The 16,537-nt window shown below is 60.6% G+C and carries 14 protein-coding genes; 2 read left to right on the top strand and 12 right to left on the bottom strand.

Translation table 11 applies throughout. The features are described 5' to 3' along the window. Positions 1–61 precede the first annotated feature (61 nt). On the bottom strand, positions 62–658 hold the full coding sequence (locus U862_RS0118435) for a MarC family protein (RefSeq protein WP_025111770.1): 597 nt from the start codon (positions 656–658) through the stop codon (positions 62–64). Between the two features lie 255 nt (positions 659–913). On the opposite strand from U862_RS0118435, the gene U862_RS0118430 reads away from it, so the two are divergent. Then, entirely contained in the window at positions 914–1,705 is a 792-nt protein-coding gene (locus U862_RS0118430) for a hypothetical protein (protein WP_025111769.1), read from the top strand. Positions 1,706–1,759: 54 nt separating this feature from the next. Further along, positions 1,760–2,470, top strand: coding sequence for a hypothetical protein (locus U862_RS0118425; RefSeq protein ID WP_025111768.1), 711 nt, complete (start codon positions 1,760–1,762; stop codon positions 2,468–2,470). Positions 2,471–2,500: 30 nt separating this feature from the next. Here the strand turns inward: U862_RS0118425 and U862_RS0118420 are convergent, their stop codons facing one another. The 11 genes from U862_RS0118420 to U862_RS31510 form a co-directional block, all read right to left on the bottom strand. After that, positions 2,501–5,275, bottom strand: a complete 2,775-nt coding sequence (locus tag U862_RS0118420) for a hybrid sensor histidine kinase/response regulator (RefSeq protein WP_025111767.1) — start codon at positions 5,273–5,275, stop codon at positions 2,501–2,503. Between the two features lie 99 nt (positions 5,276–5,374). Next, positions 5,375–6,670, bottom strand: a complete 1,296-nt coding sequence (purD, locus tag U862_RS0118415) for a phosphoribosylamine--glycine ligase (protein ID WP_025111766.1) — start codon at positions 6,668–6,670, stop codon at positions 5,375–5,377. Between the two features lie 147 nt (positions 6,671–6,817). Beyond that, positions 6,818–8,425 (bottom strand): bifunctional phosphoribosylaminoimidazolecarboxamide formyltransferase/IMP cyclohydrolase, encoded by a 1,608-nt coding sequence (gene purH / locus U862_RS0118410; protein WP_025111765.1) that lies wholly within the window; start codon positions 8,423–8,425, stop codon positions 6,818–6,820. A gap of 82 nt (positions 8,426–8,507) precedes the next feature. Then, positions 8,508–8,828, bottom strand: a complete 321-nt coding sequence (fis, locus tag U862_RS0118405) for a DNA-binding transcriptional regulator Fis (RefSeq protein WP_002555375.1) — start codon at positions 8,826–8,828, stop codon at positions 8,508–8,510. Next, the gene (gene dusB / locus U862_RS0118400; protein ID WP_025111764.1) at positions 8,825–9,835 is read right to left on the bottom strand and encodes a tRNA dihydrouridine synthase DusB; all 1,011 of its coding nucleotides are present in this window, start codon (positions 9,833–9,835) and stop codon (positions 8,825–8,827) included. The genes fis and dusB overlap by 4 nt, the downstream gene beginning before the upstream one ends. A gap of 185 nt (positions 9,836–10,020) precedes the next feature. After that, complete coding sequence (locus U862_RS0118395) at positions 10,021–11,328, bottom strand: DUF3426 domain-containing protein (protein ID WP_025111763.1); 1,308 nt, start codon at positions 11,326–11,328, stop codon at positions 10,021–10,023. A 30-nt stretch (positions 11,329–11,358) separates the two neighbouring features. Beyond that, positions 11,359–12,237 (bottom strand): 50S ribosomal protein L11 methyltransferase, encoded by an 879-nt coding sequence (prmA, locus tag U862_RS0118390; RefSeq protein WP_025111762.1) that lies wholly within the window; start codon positions 12,235–12,237, stop codon positions 11,359–11,361. A gap of 267 nt (positions 12,238–12,504) precedes the next feature. Continuing rightward, positions 12,505–13,863, bottom strand: coding sequence for an acetyl-CoA carboxylase biotin carboxylase subunit (accC, locus tag U862_RS0118385; RefSeq protein WP_025111761.1), 1,359 nt, complete (start codon positions 13,861–13,863; stop codon positions 12,505–12,507). Positions 13,864–13,880: 17 nt separating this feature from the next. Further along, positions 13,881–14,345 (bottom strand): acetyl-CoA carboxylase biotin carboxyl carrier protein, encoded by a 465-nt coding sequence (gene accB / locus U862_RS0118380; protein ID WP_025111760.1) that lies wholly within the window; start codon positions 14,343–14,345, stop codon positions 13,881–13,883. A 48-nt stretch (positions 14,346–14,393) separates the two neighbouring features. Continuing rightward, positions 14,394–14,846, bottom strand: coding sequence for a type II 3-dehydroquinate dehydratase (gene aroQ, locus U862_RS0118375; protein WP_025111759.1), 453 nt, complete (start codon positions 14,844–14,846; stop codon positions 14,394–14,396). 241 nt (positions 14,847–15,087) lie between these two features. Next, positions 15,088–16,131: a methyl-accepting chemotaxis protein gene (locus tag U862_RS31510; RefSeq protein ID WP_371262582.1), complete on the bottom strand. Its 1,044-nt coding sequence runs from the start codon at positions 16,129–16,131 to the stop codon at positions 15,088–15,090. Between the last annotated feature and the right edge of the window lie 406 nt (positions 16,132–16,537).

Here is a 16,537-nt window from a genome sequence, read left to right as displayed (position 1 = left end):
CGGTGTGCCCGGCAGGCAAAGGCCACGAGCAGATGTGCTCGCGGCCTTTGCCGTGATCAAGTCAGGGCACCAGATAGCCCTTGACGCCGGTGAAGATGATCTGCGCTGCCAATGCACAGACAAACAGCCCCATCAGTCGACTGACGATCTGCAATCCCTGATCGCCCAGAATCCGCTCGATCCGGTTCGACAGATACAGCACCACGCCGACTGTGAAACTGGCCAGGGCGATGCTCATGATGGCGGTGAGTTTGTCGTCCCAGTGTGGCTGGCTGACACCCATGACCAGCAGGGCACCGATGGTGCCGGGGCCAACCGTGAGAGGAATGGTCAGCGGCACGATGGTCACGTCCTGTTGCACGTTGTCCGCCTGCACGGCCGGCTTGCCTTGGGCCATGCCCAGCGCCGAGATGAACAGCACACTGCCGGCGCCGATGCGGAACGCGTCGACGGTGATCCCGAACACATCGAAAATCACTCGCCCGAACAGATACAGCAGGACGCTGGAAACCAGGGTGGCCACCGCCACTTTCCAGGCCAGGCGCCGTTGCTCCTTGCGCGAATATCCACGGGTCAGGCTGATGAAGCAGGACAACACGAAGAACGGGCTGTAGAGCACCAGCATCTTCAGGTAAACGCTGAATAACACGTGGAGCATGAGGGCGGCTCGCATCCGGAGAGTGAGGCAGCGAGTCTATCAGTCGGTTAGTTGCTTGTGTGTGCAAAAGTTAATGCGTGCGCCAGTGGCTGTTCTGAATGGAGTCTAGTTAGTTGTTTTATTGTTGTTTGTTGGTTTTATTTTGTTGCTTGTATATGGTGTTACAGGTTTTGGTTTGTGGTTGTTCGTCTGTTTGGTTATTGTCTTTCTGGCAAGTTCATGAGGGACTTGCTAATACTTAATAAGGAAGTTTTTATGCATAATCAAGTTGTTCTCGATGGTTATATTTCTGCCTGCGTTAAAGCGATTGAGGCGTGTGAGATTGACGATCCGATCGTTATTCGTCCGCGTGGCCTGATGGCGGTTGGGGACACTATCGAAGCACCTTCGAAAGGCTCTGTTGTGGGTGAAGGTACGCTGGGTTTTGCCGGAAAACTTACTCCCGAAAACCGTTCGGATGCCGAAAACGCCTTTCTCTTCGCAACCCGCGCAGCGAATAAACTGTACCCCGCAGAACATCAGGGTAAAGAATGGTATTTGCGCTTTCGCGAAGTCATGACCCTGGCCGGCTGGACACCGATCAGCAAGTACTACAGTGATCTGGGCGTGGCTGGCACCAGCGTGCGCATGGACAAGCTTGTACTGGAAATTCTCGGCTCGGTGGTTGCCGGCGTTGCTCTGCCTGGCCCGACTACCGCATTGATGCTCAAGGTTGCGGGGGATGCGATTGCAGCCCTGCAGAAGCGTGATACTACTGCGCTGACGGTCTATGAGCGCAATCTGCTGGAACATGGTGTTGGCGGCATCTCGGCCGGTGCATGTGTCGAAGTTGAAGGCGAGGCCATCATGGCCGTGGGTGCGGTGCGTTTCCAGCGCAAGAACAGTTCTACCCAAGTCATGTTCGTGGACGTCGATGTGCGAAATGTGAATCTGTATCGCGGCGAAACGGTATTTGCCAAGAATACATTGGTGGCTGACGCTGTTCGTGAATCGATCAAGAGCAAACTGATTCCTCACAAGGACCTGATCATCGATATTGAAATCTAAACGATTGAAAAAGGCAGCTGATTGTCGGCTGCCTTTTTTGTCAGGGACGTTGATATGAATTGCGAATATTCTGTATTGATCGTCGGAGTGGCTGTTGTAGTGATTCCGTCTGCGGATGATTCAAAACACTATAAGGATTTGATCAACTCCATGTTGCTGGCGCAACTGGCAGCCAACAAGAAGATCGAAAAAACACCGAGCGTCAACTGGTATGACGTGTATGTGGGATTTCTGGACAACTATTGGTTGCGCCATTCAAGAGCACGCCAGGATCTGTTTATCGCACACGATAATATCGAGTCGGTCGCTGACTGGACCGTCGCGGCGTTGTTCAAGGGCACGGCGGCTGACAAAAGCGCTGCGGCTTTGGTGCTGCGGCGCCTGACGCTTCTGTCTGGCACTGAGCCGGCATTGGTGTTGTTGCGACAGCATGTGCAGAAAGTCTCCCCGCCTGAACCGGATGAGACGCTTGCGTCCGCCAGGGCTGTGCGCCTGCTGGTAGCCGTCGCGAACTCGCCGACGTCGGTGACAAGTGTCTACCTCGAACTCGAGACCGACCGGATCCTGGGCTGCAACCCTTTGGCTGAGCTGTTTCAGGCCGGGGAGGTGCGCGGCAGCGTGTGCATGCGTTATGCCGCGGCCTCGTTGTCCGAAACCCTCTACGCGCCGGTACGCGAAGCCATTGCCCTGAAAATCAGGGACAGGCTGGATGACAACGTTGCGATGCTGACGTTGCCCGATGAAGAACGCGTTGCAGACAATTGAGGCACGGCCGGACAGGCGCGATGCACCTGCTCAAAAGGTCGAGGCCGTGCGGTTCTGCTGATCACGCTGCGCCACCCAATGCTCGATCAACTCACGTAACTGCGACAACTCCACCGGTTTGGCCATGTGTCCGTCCATTCCGGCCTGGCGTGCGCGTTCCTTGTGCTCGGCGAGGATATGCGCGGTCAACGCCACGATCGGCGTGCGGATGCGCTGGTTGCTGACTTCCCACGCGCGCAGTTGCTGGGTCGCCGAGAAACCGTCGAGGATCGGCATTTCGCAGTCCATCAGCACCAGGTCGTAACGCTGGGCCTTCATCGCCTGCAGGGCTTCTTCGCCGTTGCTGGCGGTGTCCGGTTGCAGGTTGAGCTTGCCGAGCATGCCGCGGATCACTTTGGTCGAAATCGTGTTGTCTTCAGCGACGAGAATGCGGAAGTCGCTCGGCACCTTGGCTGCCGTGGCGGGCGTGACGACTTGCGGCTGGAACACCACCTGGCCCTTGTTACGCTGGTTCAACTCATCGGCGAGCGTGGTCTTGAGCGTATAGCCGGCCACCGGTTTGGCGAGGATGCGCTTGATCCCGGAGTTGCGCGCGATGATCTTGCTCGGCGCGTTGCTGATGCCGGTGAGCATGATCAACAGGATGTCGTGGTTCAGGCTCGGATCTTCCTTGATCTTGGCCGCCAGTTGCATGCCGGTCATGCCGGGCATGTTCTGATCCAGTAACACCACATCGAAGTAGTCACGCAGGTGCGCCTTGGTGCGCAGCAGCGCCAGCGCTTCCTTGCCCGAGGGCACGGCGCTGACGTTCAGGCCCCAGGCGCTGCACTGCTGCACCAGCACCTTGCGGCAAGTGTCGTTGTCGTCCACCACCAGCACGCGTGCACCCTGTAGCGGGCCGTCGAGGTCGGAAGTCGGGTGTTCGAGACGGTCGGGGTCCAGCGGCAGGGTCAGCCACAACGTGCTGCCCTGGCTGGCGCCACTCTTGATCCCGAATTCACCGTGCATGAGACGGATCAGTTGCCGGGCGATCACCAGCCCGAGATTGCCACCCAGACGATTGGCCGAGAGGAAGTGCTTGCTGTGCAGTTCGGCGTGCATCAGCGCGTCGCGCTCTTCCGCATCCATCGGCTGCCCGCTGTCCTGCACGGCAATGCGCAGGCGCGGTTTGACGCTGCGTTCGTCGAGGGCGACGACGATCAGCACTTCGCCTTCGTCGGTTTTCTTCAGGGCGTTTTCCAGCAGGCTCAACAGGGTCTGGCGCAGGCGAGTCGGGTCACCGCTGATCACGCGCGGTACCTGCGGCTGGATGAAGCTGATCAGCTCGACGTTCTGCTGTTCGGCCTTGGCCCGGTAGATGCTCAGGCAATCGTCGATCAGGGCATTGAGGTCGAACTGCACGTCGTCCAGTTCGATCTGCCCGGATTCGAGCTTGGAGATGTCGAGGATCTCGTTGATCAGTGTCAGCAGTTCGTTGCCGGCGCTGTGGATGGTCTGCACGTAGTCGCGTTGCTTGACCGACAATGGTGTGCCCAGCAGCAGCTCGGTCATGCCCAGTACGCCGTTCATCGGGGTGCGGATTTCGTGGCTGATCTTGGCGAGGAATTCGGCCTTGGCGTTGATCTCGGCGTTGCTCGCAGCGAGATCGCGGCTGATGCTGAAGCGGCTTTCGGTGATGCTGCGCTGGCGCTCACCCAAGGCGATGCTCATCAGCAGGCCGCTGACGCAGATGAACGCCATCAGGGTCATGATCAGGCCTTGCGGCGCGACCAGGGTCAGCCCCAGCAATGCCGGCAGGATGATCAGCGTGCCAATGTTGAAAACCACCATCCCGGCTACGAACAGCCGTGCTGGGCGGTAACCCTTTTGCCAGTGATAGAAGCCCACCAGCAACATGCTCAGACCGGCCAAAGCCACCAGCGCGTAAGTGATGATGTTCAGCGGCAGGGTGTTGACGAACAACAGCAGCAGGCTGCAGATCACGATGAACAGAATGTCGCCCAGCAACAGTTTGTTCAGCGGGTGTGCGCCGAGCGGGGCGAAGAAGCGCAGGGCGAACATCAACCCGGCCGGGGCGGTCAGCAGCAGGGCCAGATAGGCGCCGGGAGTCTGGATCGCGTGCCAGTTCGGCAGCCAGGGGCCGGCGAGATTGAGCAGCAGCAACAGACTCAGGCCCAGCAGGCCTTCGCAGACGGCGAGCCACAGGCTGCTGCGCGAGCGCGAGTAGGCGTAGCGCACGAGGTTGTGCAACAGCAACATGCCGAGGCAGCCGAACAGCAGGCCGAAGATCAGGGTCTGGTTCTGGTTGGCGGCACTCATCACCGCCGATTGCAGGGTGATGTGCGGGCGCAACTGATGGTCGGAAACCATCCGCAGATAGACGTCGAGGGACTTGTCGCTTTGCGGCAGCGGCAGCAGGAAATCGCTGCTCGGCAGCGGACGTTCGACCTGCGGCTGCTGGGTGCCGGAGATCCGTTGCTCGATCAGCTTGTCGCCGTCCAGCACGTAGAGACTGAGCCTGGACAGGTCGGGGGCGAAGATTCGCAGCACTTGCTCGTGCTTGCCCGGCGCCAGTTTGAAGCGCAGCCACAGTGCGCCATCGGGTTCGGCGGCCGTGAGGCGGTCGAGTTCGATGGGGCTGAATTGATTGGTGTAGCGAGCCGAGCGGATGTCGCTCAGTTGCAGATTGCCCTGATCGTCAAGCAATACCGACCAGCCACTGCCTTGCGCGGCCTGGGCCGGAGGCATGCAGAGCAAGGTCAACAGCGTGACGGTGAAACTTATGGCAATCCTGAGCCAGCGCACGGCGAAATCCCTTCGTAGGTTGATGCCAGAATATAACGATGCGCGGCGGCGGAACAGCCCGGCGAGGGACTGCATCCCGCGCCGGACTTGAAGGACAGCTTATTCCTGGGTTTCGCCACGTTCACGGGCAATGGCGCGGTAGCCAATGTCCTTGCGGTAGAAGCAACCTTCCCAGTCGATGGCAGCGGCCAGCTTGTAGGCTTGTTGCTGGGCTTCGCTCACGCTGGCGCCCATGGCAGTGGCGCAAAGTACGCGACCACCGGCAGTCACCACGGTGCCATCCTTGAGCGCGGTGCCGGCATGGAAGACTTTGCCTTCCAGGCTTGCCGCCGTGTCCAGGCCGTTGATCGCTGCGCCTTTGGCGTAGTCGCCCGGGTAGCCGCCAGCGGCCAATACGATACCGACGCTCGGGCGCGGATCCCACTGCGCTTCAACCTTGTCCAGCGCTTGCGCCAGGGCGGCTTCGACCAGCAGCACCAGGCTCGACTGCAGACGCAGCATCACCGGTTGGGTCTCCGGGTCGCCGAAGCGGCAGTTGAACTCGATGACCTTCGGATTGCCGGCCTTGTCGATCATCAGACCGGCATACAGGAAGCCGGTGTAGACGTTACCTTCTTCGGCCATGCCGCGCACGGTCGGCCAGATCACCAGATCCATCACGCGCTGGTGCACGTCGGCGGTGACCACCGGGGCAGGGGAGTAGGCACCCATGCCGCCGGTGTTCGGGCCGCTGTCGCCGTCGCCAACGCGTTTGTGATCCTGGCTGGTCGCCATCGGCAGGACGTTCTTGCCGTCGACCATAACGATGAACGACGCTTCTTCGCCGTCGAGGAATTCTTCGATCACCACGCGCGAACCGGCGTCACCGAAAGCGTTGCCGGCGAGCATGTCGCGCACGGCCTCTTCGGCTTCAGCCAGGGTCATCGCGACGATCACGCCTTTACCAGCCGCCAGGCCATCGGCCTTGATCACGATCGGTGCGCCTTTTTCACGCAGATAAGCCAGGGCTGGCTCGATCTCGGTGAAGTTCTGGTAGTCGGCGGTCGGGATCTTGTGACGGGCCAGGAAGTCCTTGGTGAACGCTTTCGAGCCTTCCAGTTGCGCAGCGCCTGCGGTCGGACCGAAGCAGTCCAGGCCACGGGAGCGGAACAGGTCGACCACGCCAGCCACCAGCGGCACTTCCGGGCCGACGATGGTCAGGGAAACGTTTTTCTCGGCAAAATCGGCCAGTTGCTCAAGGGCCAGCACGTCGATGGCAACGTTCTCGCACTTGGCTTCAATCGCAGTGCCGGCATTGCCCGGCGCGACGAAAACCTTCTGCACACGCGGATCCTGAGCCACTTTCCAGGCCAGGGCGTGTTCACGGCCACCGCTGCCAATGATCAAAACATTCATTTCAAAAACCTCAAAAATCTGTCAGGCGCTGCTGGAGCGCTTTATGTGGGAGCGAGCCTGCTCGCGAAAGCGGTGTGTCAGTCAAAACAGCTGTGACTGACAGATTGCATTCGCGAGCAGGCTCGCTCCCACATTTGAACCGGTGTATCAGTGACGGAAGTGGCGCATGCCGGTGAAGACCATGGCGATGCCGGCTTCATCGGCAGCAGCAATCACTTCAGCATCACGCATCGAGCCGCCTGGCTGGATCACCGCCGTGATGCCGACCTTGGCGGCGTTGTCCAGACCGTCGCGGAACGGGAAGAACGCGTCCGAGGCCATCACCGAACCGGCAACTTGCAGGCCCGCGTGCTCAGCCTTGATCGCAGCGATACGCGCAGAGTTTACGCGGCTCATCTGACCGGCGCCGACACCGATGGTCTGACGGTTCTTGGCGTAGACGATGGCGTTGGATTTAACGTACTTGGCGACTTTCCAGGCGAAGATCAGGTCGTTGATTTCCTGTTCGGTCGGTGCGCGCTTGGTCACCACTTTCAGGTCGTCGGCGCCGATCATGCCGATGTCGCGGCTCTGCACCAGCAGGCCACCGTTGACGCGCTTGTAATCCCAGGCTGCTGCGCGGTCTGCCGACCACTCGCCGCAGGCCAGCAGGCGCACATTGGCTTTGGCGGCGACGATGGCGCGGGCTTCTTCGCTCACGCTTGGGGCGATGATCACTTCAACGAACTGGCGCTCGACGATCGCCTTGGCGGTCTCGGCATCCAGTTCACGGTTGAAGGCAATGATGCCGCCGAACGCCGATTCAGTGTCGGTGGCGTAGGCCAGTTCGTAGGCCTGACGGATGCCGCCTTCGGCGTCCGGGCTCACGGCCACGCCGCACGGGTTGGCGTGCTTGACGATCACGCAAGCCGGTTTGACGAAGCTCTTCACGCATTCCAGCGCGGCGTCGGTGTCGGCCACGTTGTTGTACGACAGCTCTTTGCCTTGCAGTTGGGTCGCGGTGGCGATGCCGACTTCGGCAGGCTTGGCCTCAACGTAGAACGCCGCGCTCTGGTGCGGGTTCTCGCCGTAGCGCATTTCCTGGGCCTTGATGAACTGGCTGTTGAAGGTGCGCGGGAATTCGCTGCGACCTTCGGTGCTCAGGGTCTCGGCAGCCTGGTTCACGGTGCCCATGTAGTTGGCGATCATGCCGTCATAGGCCGCGGTGTGTTCGAAGGCCTTGAGCATCAGGTCGAAACGCTGGGCGTAGGTCAGGCCACCGGCCTTGAGGTTTTCCAGGACGTTGGCGTAATCGCTGGCGTTGACCACGATCGCCACGTCTTTATGGTTTTTCGCCGCCGAACGGACCATGGTCGGGCCGCCGATGTCGATGTTTTCGATCGCGGTCGGCAGGTCACAGCCTGGCTTGTTGATGGTGGCTTCGAACGGGTACAGGTTGACTGCCACCAGGTCGATCGGCTTGATGCCGTGTTCGTTCATGATGGCGTCGTCGATACCGCGACGACCGAGGATCCCGCCGTGGATTTTCGGGTGCAGGGTCTTCACCCGACCGTCCATCATTTCCGCGAAACCGGTGTAATCCGCGACTTCCACTGCAGCAACACCGTTGTCGCGCAGCAGCTTGAACGTCCCGCCGGTGGAGAGGATCTCGACGCCCAGGGCTTCGAGCTCCTTGGCGAATGCGAGGATCCCGGTCTTGTCGGAAACGCTGATCAAGGCGCGGCGGATCGGCAGGCGGGTAGTCTGGTCGGTCATCTCAATTTCCATCAAAAGCAAGGGAAGTCAGCAAAAAAGGCGACCGGTTTTACGCGGGCGCCTTTCTGGTTTGATTGAATGCTTACAGCAGATCGTACTGCTTGAGTTTCTTGCGCAGCGTGCCGCGGTTGAGTCCCAGCAGCTCACTGGCCTTGGTCTGGTTGCCCTTGACGTAGTTCATCACGCTTTCGAGCAGGGGAGCCTCGACTTCGGAGAGCACCAGGTTGTACACATCCGTGACGGACGCGCCCTCAAGGTGGGCGAAATAATTGTGCAGCGCCTTCTCGACACTCCCGCGAAGGGTCTGACCTTCTTCGCTCGGGGTATTGAGGTGCTGTTTCAAATTCACGTTGTCGCTCACGGGTGTTGTTCCACTCACTAAAGTCTCGGTCATCATCGTCATGCGGCCACCCCTTCTTCGTCCCCTGTCAGGCTCTTGTAACGCTCGGCGAAGAACTCCCGAACGTTGGCGCATTGTGTTTCCGTACCATCCAAACGATTGAAGTGGGCGCGAAACTCCCTGGCGCCCGGCAAGGTTGCGAGATACCAGCCCACATGCTTGCGGGCAATACGTACGCCCATCACATCCCCATAAAAGGCGTGAAGTGCGGCCAGATGCTCCAGCAGGATGCGTTCCACTTCGATCAGCTCCGGCGCCGGCAATTTCTCGCCGGTACGCAGGAAGTGTTCGATCTCACGAAAAATCCATGGCCGCCCTTGGGCAGCCCGACCTATCAGCAGGCCATCGGCACCGGTCGCGTCGAGCACGTAACGGGCCTTCTCCGGCGAATCGATATCGCCATTGGCAAACACCGGAATCGACACCGCCTGCTTGATCGCGGCAATCGTGTCGTACTCGGCAACACCGGTGTACAGATCGGCGCGCGTGCGACCATGCACTGCCAACGCCGTAATGCCGGCCTGCTCGGCGATCTTCGCCACGGTCAGGCCGTTCTTGTTGTCGCGATCCCATCCGGTGCGGATCTTCAAGGTCACCGGCACATCCACTGCAGCGACGACGGCCTGCAGGATCTCGGTAACCAGTGCTTCGTCTTTCAACAATGCGGAACCGGCGGCCTTGTTGCAGACCTTCTTTGCCGGGCAACCCATGTTGATATCAATAATCTGTGCGCCCAGTTCGACGTTGGCCCGGGCCGCATCCGCCAGCATCTGCGCGTCGCCACCGGCAATCTGCACCGAGCGTGGCTCGGGATCGCCTTCGTGGATCATGCGCATGCGCGACTTGCGGGTATTCCACAGGCTCATGTCACTGGTGACCATTTCCGAGACTACAAGCCCTGCGCCCAAACGCTTGCACAGCTGACGAAAGGGCTGGTCGGTGACCCCCGCCATCGGGGCGAGAATCAAACCGTTCTGCAATGTATATGGGCCGATGCGTACCGCCGACATAGGACTTCCCTGAAGTGGGGCCGGATCATGAGAGTTCGAAAAAGGGTTGGCATGATACCCGCTCTCGATGACTGGATAAAGGCTGAATTGAACAAAATCTGAACAGTTATTCTGTTATTGCCAGCGGTTTGGTTGGCGTGCGCCCAGTCAGAAAACCGCCGTCAAACCTGAAGCGCTGCAACGGTTCACTCGGGTGAGTGGAAACTCAGGCTGTAATTCACCGCTTTAGGGCCTGGGTCGAGGATATCCAGCGCGATGTGGATCGGCGTCTGCGGTGGCATTTCCGCCAAGCCTTCAAGGTCGCCGTTGAGGTATTCGCCGGGTTTGAAGCGACGACTGGCGATCAGATGACCATTGAGATCGGCGAAGCGCAGCTCCAGCAGCGGGAATGGCTGAGAGAACGTCGCGCGGTTATAGATGATTGCATCCACCACCAGCGCACCGCTGAACTCGGGATGGCTGCGCACCACCAGGTTACTGCTTTTGATTTTGCCAATGTCGACCTTGGACGGCACCGTGCAACCCATCTGCGGGCAGAACTGCTGGAACCACGGGCGGTACTGATCCTGGCGCGCCAGTTCGTCGAAATGATAGGCGATGTACTGACCGGCAAGGCCTGCAGCGGCCAGCAGCACCAGCAAGGTCCAGAGCAGGCGTCGGCCCCAGGGCGAGCGGCGTTTTTGCCAGTCGAGTTGCAGCGGGTCGTCGGTCAGGTCTTGCAGCACTTCTGCGCGTACACCTGGCTCCGCCCGATCGCGTTTTTTGCGCAGCGGTTCGATCGACGGCAGGTCATCGTCATCGGGTTCCGCGCTGGCCGACAGGCGTTCGCGGCGGACATTCGGGTCGATTGGATCGTGCAGGCGCAGTTGCGGAATCGGTGGTTCGTCATCCAGATCCACCGGTTCGAGCGACAGCGAAGGCTCGGTGCGGGCGGTTTTTACCGGTTCCGGCTCGACGATCTCGGGTTCGATTTCATCTTCGGGATCGGGCAGGCGCTCATCGTCGCGCGCGCTGAACAGGCTGTCGCGCCACACCGTTTCATCGGCTTCAGGACTGTCACGCCGGGCACTCAGGGATTCTTCGCGCTGACGACCGAATTCGGTGGTCGGCTGGATTTCCCGTTGTTCGAGGCGGGCCAGTTCTTCGTCCAGATCCAGGCTGTCCAGGTCCAGCTCGCTGGCGCTCCATTGCTTTTGGCTGATGGCGCGCGGCGCGGGCGGTTCGGCACTGGCCGGTGTTTCGACCACCGGCGGTTGTACGCGGGTCGGCGGCGCGCTGACTTCAGGTCTGGCCTGAGGCGGCTGCACGATGGCCGGTGCCACTGGCGTCACCGCTTCCTTGCCCGCGTGTTGCTCCAGCAGCTGTTTGGCGGCGTTGAACACTTGCAGGCAGGAGCCACAGCGAACCACCCCGCGGGCCACGCTCAATTGAGCATGGCTGACGCGGAAGCTGGTTTGGCAATGCGGGCACTGGGTGACGAAACTGTCGGTCATGCGGCGATCCGGTTTATGCAGGCGGTCATTCTAGCGCCGACGGCCGGTGATACGCACCCAGCCATCGCGATTGGCGATCGGGTCCAGATCGAAGTCCTGAGCATAGGCCGCAGCCACTTCTTCGCCCTGTTCGGCGAGGATGCCCGACAGCGCCAGGCGACCGCCGGACTTGACCAGGCTGGACAGTTGCGGCGCCAGCGAAACCAGCGGGCCGGCCAGAATATTGGCCACCAGCACGTCGGCTTTGACCTGCGGCAGATCTTCCGGCAGGTACAGCGGGAACAGTTCGTCGGCAATGTTGTTGCGCCCGGCGTTGTCGCGCGAGGCTTCCAGCGCCTGTACGTCGATGTCGGTGCCGACGGCTTCTTTCGCGCCGAGCAGCAGGGCGGCAATCGCCAGAATCCCCGAGCCGCAGCCGAAATCCAGCACGTTGCAGTCTTTCAGGTCCTGACCGTCGAGCCATTCCAGGCACAGAGCGGTGGTCGGGTGGGTGCCGGTGCCGAACGCCAGGCCCGGATCCAGCAGCAGGTTGACCGCTTCAGGCTCGGGCGCGGCGTGCCAGCTAGGCACGATCCACAGGCGCTGACCGAAACGCATTGGCTGGAAACCGTCCATCCAGCTGCGTTCCCAGTCCTGGTCTTCGATGACTTCGCTGTGATGCTCCGGCAGCGGACTGCCGGTCAGCAGTTCCAGGTGTGCCAATACCGGCGCATCTTCGGTGCCACCCTCGAACAGGGCCAGCAGATGAGTGTGCGCCCACAGCGGGGTGGTGTTGAGTTCCGGCTCGAAGATCGGCTGATCTTCGGCGTCCATGAAGGTCACCGAAACGGCGCCGACTTCAAGGAAAGCGTCTTCGTAGGTTTCGGCTTGTTCCGGGCTGATGGCGAGACGTACTTGCAGCCAAGGCATGGCGGGCACCTTTGAAAAAATATGATTGCAGCCTAGCGGCCAGCGAGAAGCGCGCAAGTTTACGCGAGCGCAGGCGGTTTGTGGGAGAGACTTGAAACGCCATTCCCTTGTAGGAGTGAGCCTGCTCGCGATGGCGATGGTGCTGTCGACACATATACTGGATGTGCCGGCCTCATCGCGAGCAGGCTCACTCCTACAGGAGGTTTATGTAATCTGCAGAAACAACAAAGCCGCCCGAAGGCGGCCTTGTTGGGTGCGGGCTGAAGCTTAGTGCTTTTCGCCAGCCAGCTTGTGCTCGAGGTAGTGAATGTTCACGCCCCCTTTGCAGAAGCCTTCGTCACGAACCAGATCACGGTGCAACGGGATGTTGGTCTTGATCCCGTCAACCACGATTTCGTCCAGGGCATTGCGCATGCGTGCCATGGCTTCGTCGCGGGTGGCGCCGTAAGTGATCAGCTTGCCGATCAGCGAGTCGTAGTTCGGTGGAACCGCATAACCGCTGTACAGGTGCGAATCGACGCGAACGCCGTTGCCGCCCGGGGCGTGGAAATGCTTGACCGTGCCCGGGCTCGGCATGAAGGTTTTCGGGTCTTCAGCGTTGATCCGGCACTCCAGCGAGTGACCGCGGATAACCACGTCATCCTGAGTGAACGACAGCTTGTTGCCCGCAGCGATGCTGAGCATCTCCTTGACGATGTCGATACCGGTGACCATTTCCGAAACCGGGTGCTCCACCTGAACACGAGTGTTCATTTCGATGAAGTAGAAACGACCGTTCTCGTACAGGAACTCGAAAGTGCCGGCGCCGCGGTAGCCGATATCGATGCATGCCTTGACGCAGCGAGCCAGAACTTCCTGGCGCGCCTTCTCGTCGATGCCCGGTGCCGGCGCTTCTTCGAGAACTTTCTGGTGACGGCGTTGCAGCGAGCAATCGCGGTCGCCCAGATGGATGGCGTGACCCTGGCCGTCGGACAGCACTTGCACTTCGACGTGGCGCGGGTTGGTCAGGAATTTTTCCAGATAGACCATCGGGTTGCCGAACGCTGCGCCTGCTTCGGTGCGGGTCAGTTTGGCGAAGGCGATCAGGTCTTCTTCCTTGTGCACCACGCGCATGCCGCGACCACCACCGCCGCCAGCGGCCTTGATGATCACCGGGTAACCGACTTCACGGCCGATGCGCAGTGCCGTTTCTTCGTCTTCCGGCAGTGGGCCGTCAGAACCGGGAACGGTCGGTACGCCTGCTTCGATCATCGCGTGCTTGGCCGACACCTTGTCGCCCATCAGGCGAATGGTTTCGGCTTTCGGGCCGATGAAGGCGAAGCCGGAGTTCTCGACCTGCTCGGCAAAGTCGGCGTTTTCCGCGAGGAAACCGTAGCCTGGGTGAATGGCGGTAGCGCCAGTCACTTCAGCGGCCGCGATGATTGCCGGGATGTGCAGGTAAGAGTGCGCGGCAGAAGCCGGGCCGATGCAGACGGATTCGTCTGCCAGACCCAGGTGCATCAGCTCTTTGTCGGCCTTGGAGTAAACGGCGACGGTCTTGATGCCCATCTCTTTGCAGGCACGCAGAATCCGCAGGGCGATCTCACCGCGGTTAGCGATCAGAACTTTTTCCAACTTCGCAGTCATCAAAGGCTCTCCGCAGTTCAAACGATGGTGAACAGCGGTTGGTCGTACTCAACCGGCTGGCCGTCTTCGACGAGGATGGACTCGATCACACCGCTGGTTTCAGCTTCGATGTGGTTCATCATCTTCATGGCTTCGACGATGCACAGAGTGTCGCCCTTCTTCACGGTCTGGCCGACTTCAACGAAGGACGGCGAGGTTGGCGAAGATTTGCGATAGAAGGTACCGACCATCGGCGAACGGGCAACGGTGCCGTTCAGCGCTGGCGCAGCAGCGACAGCCGGGGCTGCAGCAGCCACCGGAGCAGCGGCAGCGGCAGGTGCGGCAGCCGGTGCTTGCATCGGAGCCGGAGCGTAGTACTGCTGAGCCGGGGTCTTGCTGTGACGGCTGATGCGTACGGACTCTTCGCCTTCCTTGATCTCGAGCTCGTCGATGCCGGACTCTTCCAGCAATTCGATCAGTTTCTTAACTTTACGGATATCCATGAATCATCAACTCCCAAGGGTCGGTCAGGGGCGTTTAACGCTTGTAGTTCAAGTCGTTGCCTGTGTTTCAAGCTGTTCTAGTGCAGCCTCCAGGGCCAGTCGGTAACCGCTGGCGCCAAGGCCGCAGATCACTCCCACCGCTACATCGGAGAAGTAAGAGTGATGGCGGAAAGGTTCGCGTTTGTGCACGTTGGACAAATGCACTTCGATGAATGGGATGCTCACTCCCAGCAGCGCGTCACGTAATGCGACACTTGTGTGTGTAAAAGCTGCTGGATTGATCAGGATGAAATCCACACCTTCGCCGCGGGCGGCGTGGATGCGGTCGATCAATTCGTACTCGGCGTTGCTTTGCAGATGCAGCAGGTGATGGCCGGCTTCACGGGCGCGACGCTCCAGATCCTGATTGATCTGCGCCAGGGTCGTTGAACCGTAAGTGCCGGGTTCGCGGGTGCCGAGCAGGTTCAGGTTGGGGCCGTGCAGCACCAGTAGGGTTGCCATCTGCATGTTCCTTGTTATGAATGAGCAGTCGTCAGAACCCGGCGACTATGCCGCAAAGGCTTTGTGACTGTCCAGTTCTCTGCAATAGCCAGCACGATGACCGATGTTTGCGCGAAATTTGTGACCGAGTGATTAGATCCGGTCACTTGTAGTGATTGTGCTGACGCCTTCGCGAGCAGGCTCGCTTCCACAGGGGTGCATATTCCAGTGTGGGAGCGAGCCTGCTCGCGATAGCGGTTTATCAGACGCGGAATGCCTGCACGGCGGTATGCAATTGCCCGCCCAATACCAGCAGGTTCTCGCCCTGTTCCCGACCTTCGCCGATGCGCAGCAGGTTAGCCCCACCCAACTGATGGATCCGCTCACTGTGGTCGCGGATCTCGCTGACTGCGCCACTTTGCTGCGCAGTGACGTCGGCGATGCGGATCGCCGTGTCGGAAATGGTCTGGATCGCACCGACGATTTTATCCAGCGCGCCGTCGGCCGCTTGCGCTTGATTGGCTGTGGCTTCGGCGTGTTCGACCTGCGCGCGCATGCCTTCGACCGATTGTCGGGCGGCGGTTTGCAGGCCGGCGATCAGGGTCTGGATTTCCGCCGTGGCGCCCGCCGTGCGCTGTGCCAGTGAGCGCACTTCCTCGGCCACCACGGCAAAACCGCGGCCCATTTCCCCGGCCCGTGCCGCTTCAATGGCCGCGTTGAGCGCCAGCAGGTTGGTCTGGTCGGCGATCGAGCGGATCACCGTCAGCACGCCGCCAATGGTCGCCGACTCTTCGGCGAGGTGCTCGATCATCTGCGCGTTGCCTTGGACTTCGCCGACCAGCGCATGCAGGCCGGTGAGGCTTTGGCCGATCACGGTTTGCCCGTGCTCGACGGCTAGCCCGGCATGACGACTGGCGTCCGCGGCCTGACGCGCATCGCCGGCGACTTGCTGAATCGTGGCTTCCAGTTCGCCCAGAGAATCGCGAATCAGCGCGGTGTCCCCGGCCTGATGCTCGGCGCCTGTGTGCAAGTCGTTACTCAGCTCGGCCAGCGTGCGGCTGCTACCGGCGACCTGTTCGGCGTTGCCGCGAATCGTGCCGACCAGATCCACCAGGTACGCACGCAGTCGATTGAGCGACGCTTGGATGTCGTGCAGTTCGCGGTTGGTTTTGCCCAGATGGATATCGCGACTGAAATCACCCTCGGCCCAGGTCGACAGCGCCGGGGCCAGGTTGGTCAGGGTGCGGGCCAGGCGCCGTTGCAAGGTGTCGATCAGCAGCGCAATCAGCAGGATCAGGCCGATCATCACGCCTTGCATCAACCGCACTTCGCCCTGGATCTGCCCGTGCTGAGCGCGCACCACCGGCTCGAGGCCGGCAATGGCCTGCTGCACGGCGGCGATCTTCAGGTGCGTCGCGGTGCTCAGGTCGGTGCGTTTCTGGATCAGCTCGCGGGTGCGTTCCAGCTCTGCGGGGTAACGCCCCAGCAGGCTGTTGAGTTCGCGCTTGAGGCCGACGCCGGCGTCTTCGGCAGCGGCTTTTTCAGTGCTTGCAATGCCCATCATCGCGGCGAAATCATCACTGCCGGATTCGTTCTTGGCGACCACGCCGAGCAGGGGCAGGGTGTCGATGGCCTGCGCCTGGGTGCGGATGTTGGCGACTTCACGTTCGACGTCGGCGGCCAGTTCACTGCGACCACTGCTCACCAGTTTG

The organism is Pseudomonas sp. H1h (assembly GCF_000633255.1).
Taxonomy (GTDB): Bacteria; Pseudomonadota; Gammaproteobacteria; order Pseudomonadales; family Pseudomonadaceae; genus Aquipseudomonas.
The sequence above is the reverse complement of the archived record's forward strand: the minus strand, read 5'-3'. Positions and strand labels throughout refer to the sequence as shown.

Bases quoted from the DNA above. Each gene is read 5' to 3' on its own strand.
- U862_RS0118430 (WP_025111769.1), top strand. From the start codon at position 914: ATGCATAATCAAGTTGTTCTCGATGGTTATATTTCTGCCTGCGTTAAA.
- U862_RS0118395 (WP_025111763.1), bottom strand. From the start codon at position 11,328: ATGACCGACAGTTTCGTCACCCAGTGCCCGCATTGCCAAACCAGCTTC.
- fis (WP_002555375.1), bottom strand. From the start codon at position 8,828: ATGACGATGATGACCGAGACTTTAGTGAGTGGAACAACACCCGTGAGC.
- accC (WP_025111761.1), bottom strand. From the start codon at position 13,863: ATGACTGCGAAGTTGGAAAAAGTTCTGATCGCTAACCGCGGTGAGATC.
- purH (WP_025111765.1), bottom strand. From the start codon at position 8,425: ATGACCGACCAGACTACCCGCCTGCCGATCCGCCGCGCCTTGATCAGC.
- dusB (WP_025111764.1), bottom strand. From the start codon at position 9,835: ATGTCGGCGGTACGCATCGGCCCATATACATTGCAGAACGGTTTGATT.
- aroQ (WP_025111759.1), bottom strand. From the start codon at position 14,846: ATGGCAACCCTACTGGTGCTGCACGGCCCCAACCTGAACCTGCTCGGC.
- prmA (WP_025111762.1), bottom strand. From the start codon at position 12,237: ATGCCTTGGCTGCAAGTACGTCTCGCCATCAGCCCGGAACAAGCCGAA.
- U862_RS0118425 (WP_025111768.1), top strand. From the start codon at position 1,760: ATGAATTGCGAATATTCTGTATTGATCGTCGGAGTGGCTGTTGTAGTG.
- U862_RS31510 (WP_371262582.1), bottom strand. From the start codon at position 16,131: ATGATCGGCCTGATCCTGCTGATTGCGCTGCTGATCGACACCTTGCAA.
- accB (WP_025111760.1), bottom strand. From the start codon at position 14,345: ATGGATATCCGTAAAGTTAAGAAACTGATCGAATTGCTGGAAGAGTCC.
- purD (WP_025111766.1), bottom strand. From the start codon at position 6,670: ATGAATGTTTTGATCATTGGCAGCGGTGGCCGTGAACACGCCCTGGCC.
- U862_RS0118435 (WP_025111770.1), bottom strand. From the start codon at position 658: ATGCTCCACGTGTTATTCAGCGTTTACCTGAAGATGCTGGTGCTCTAC.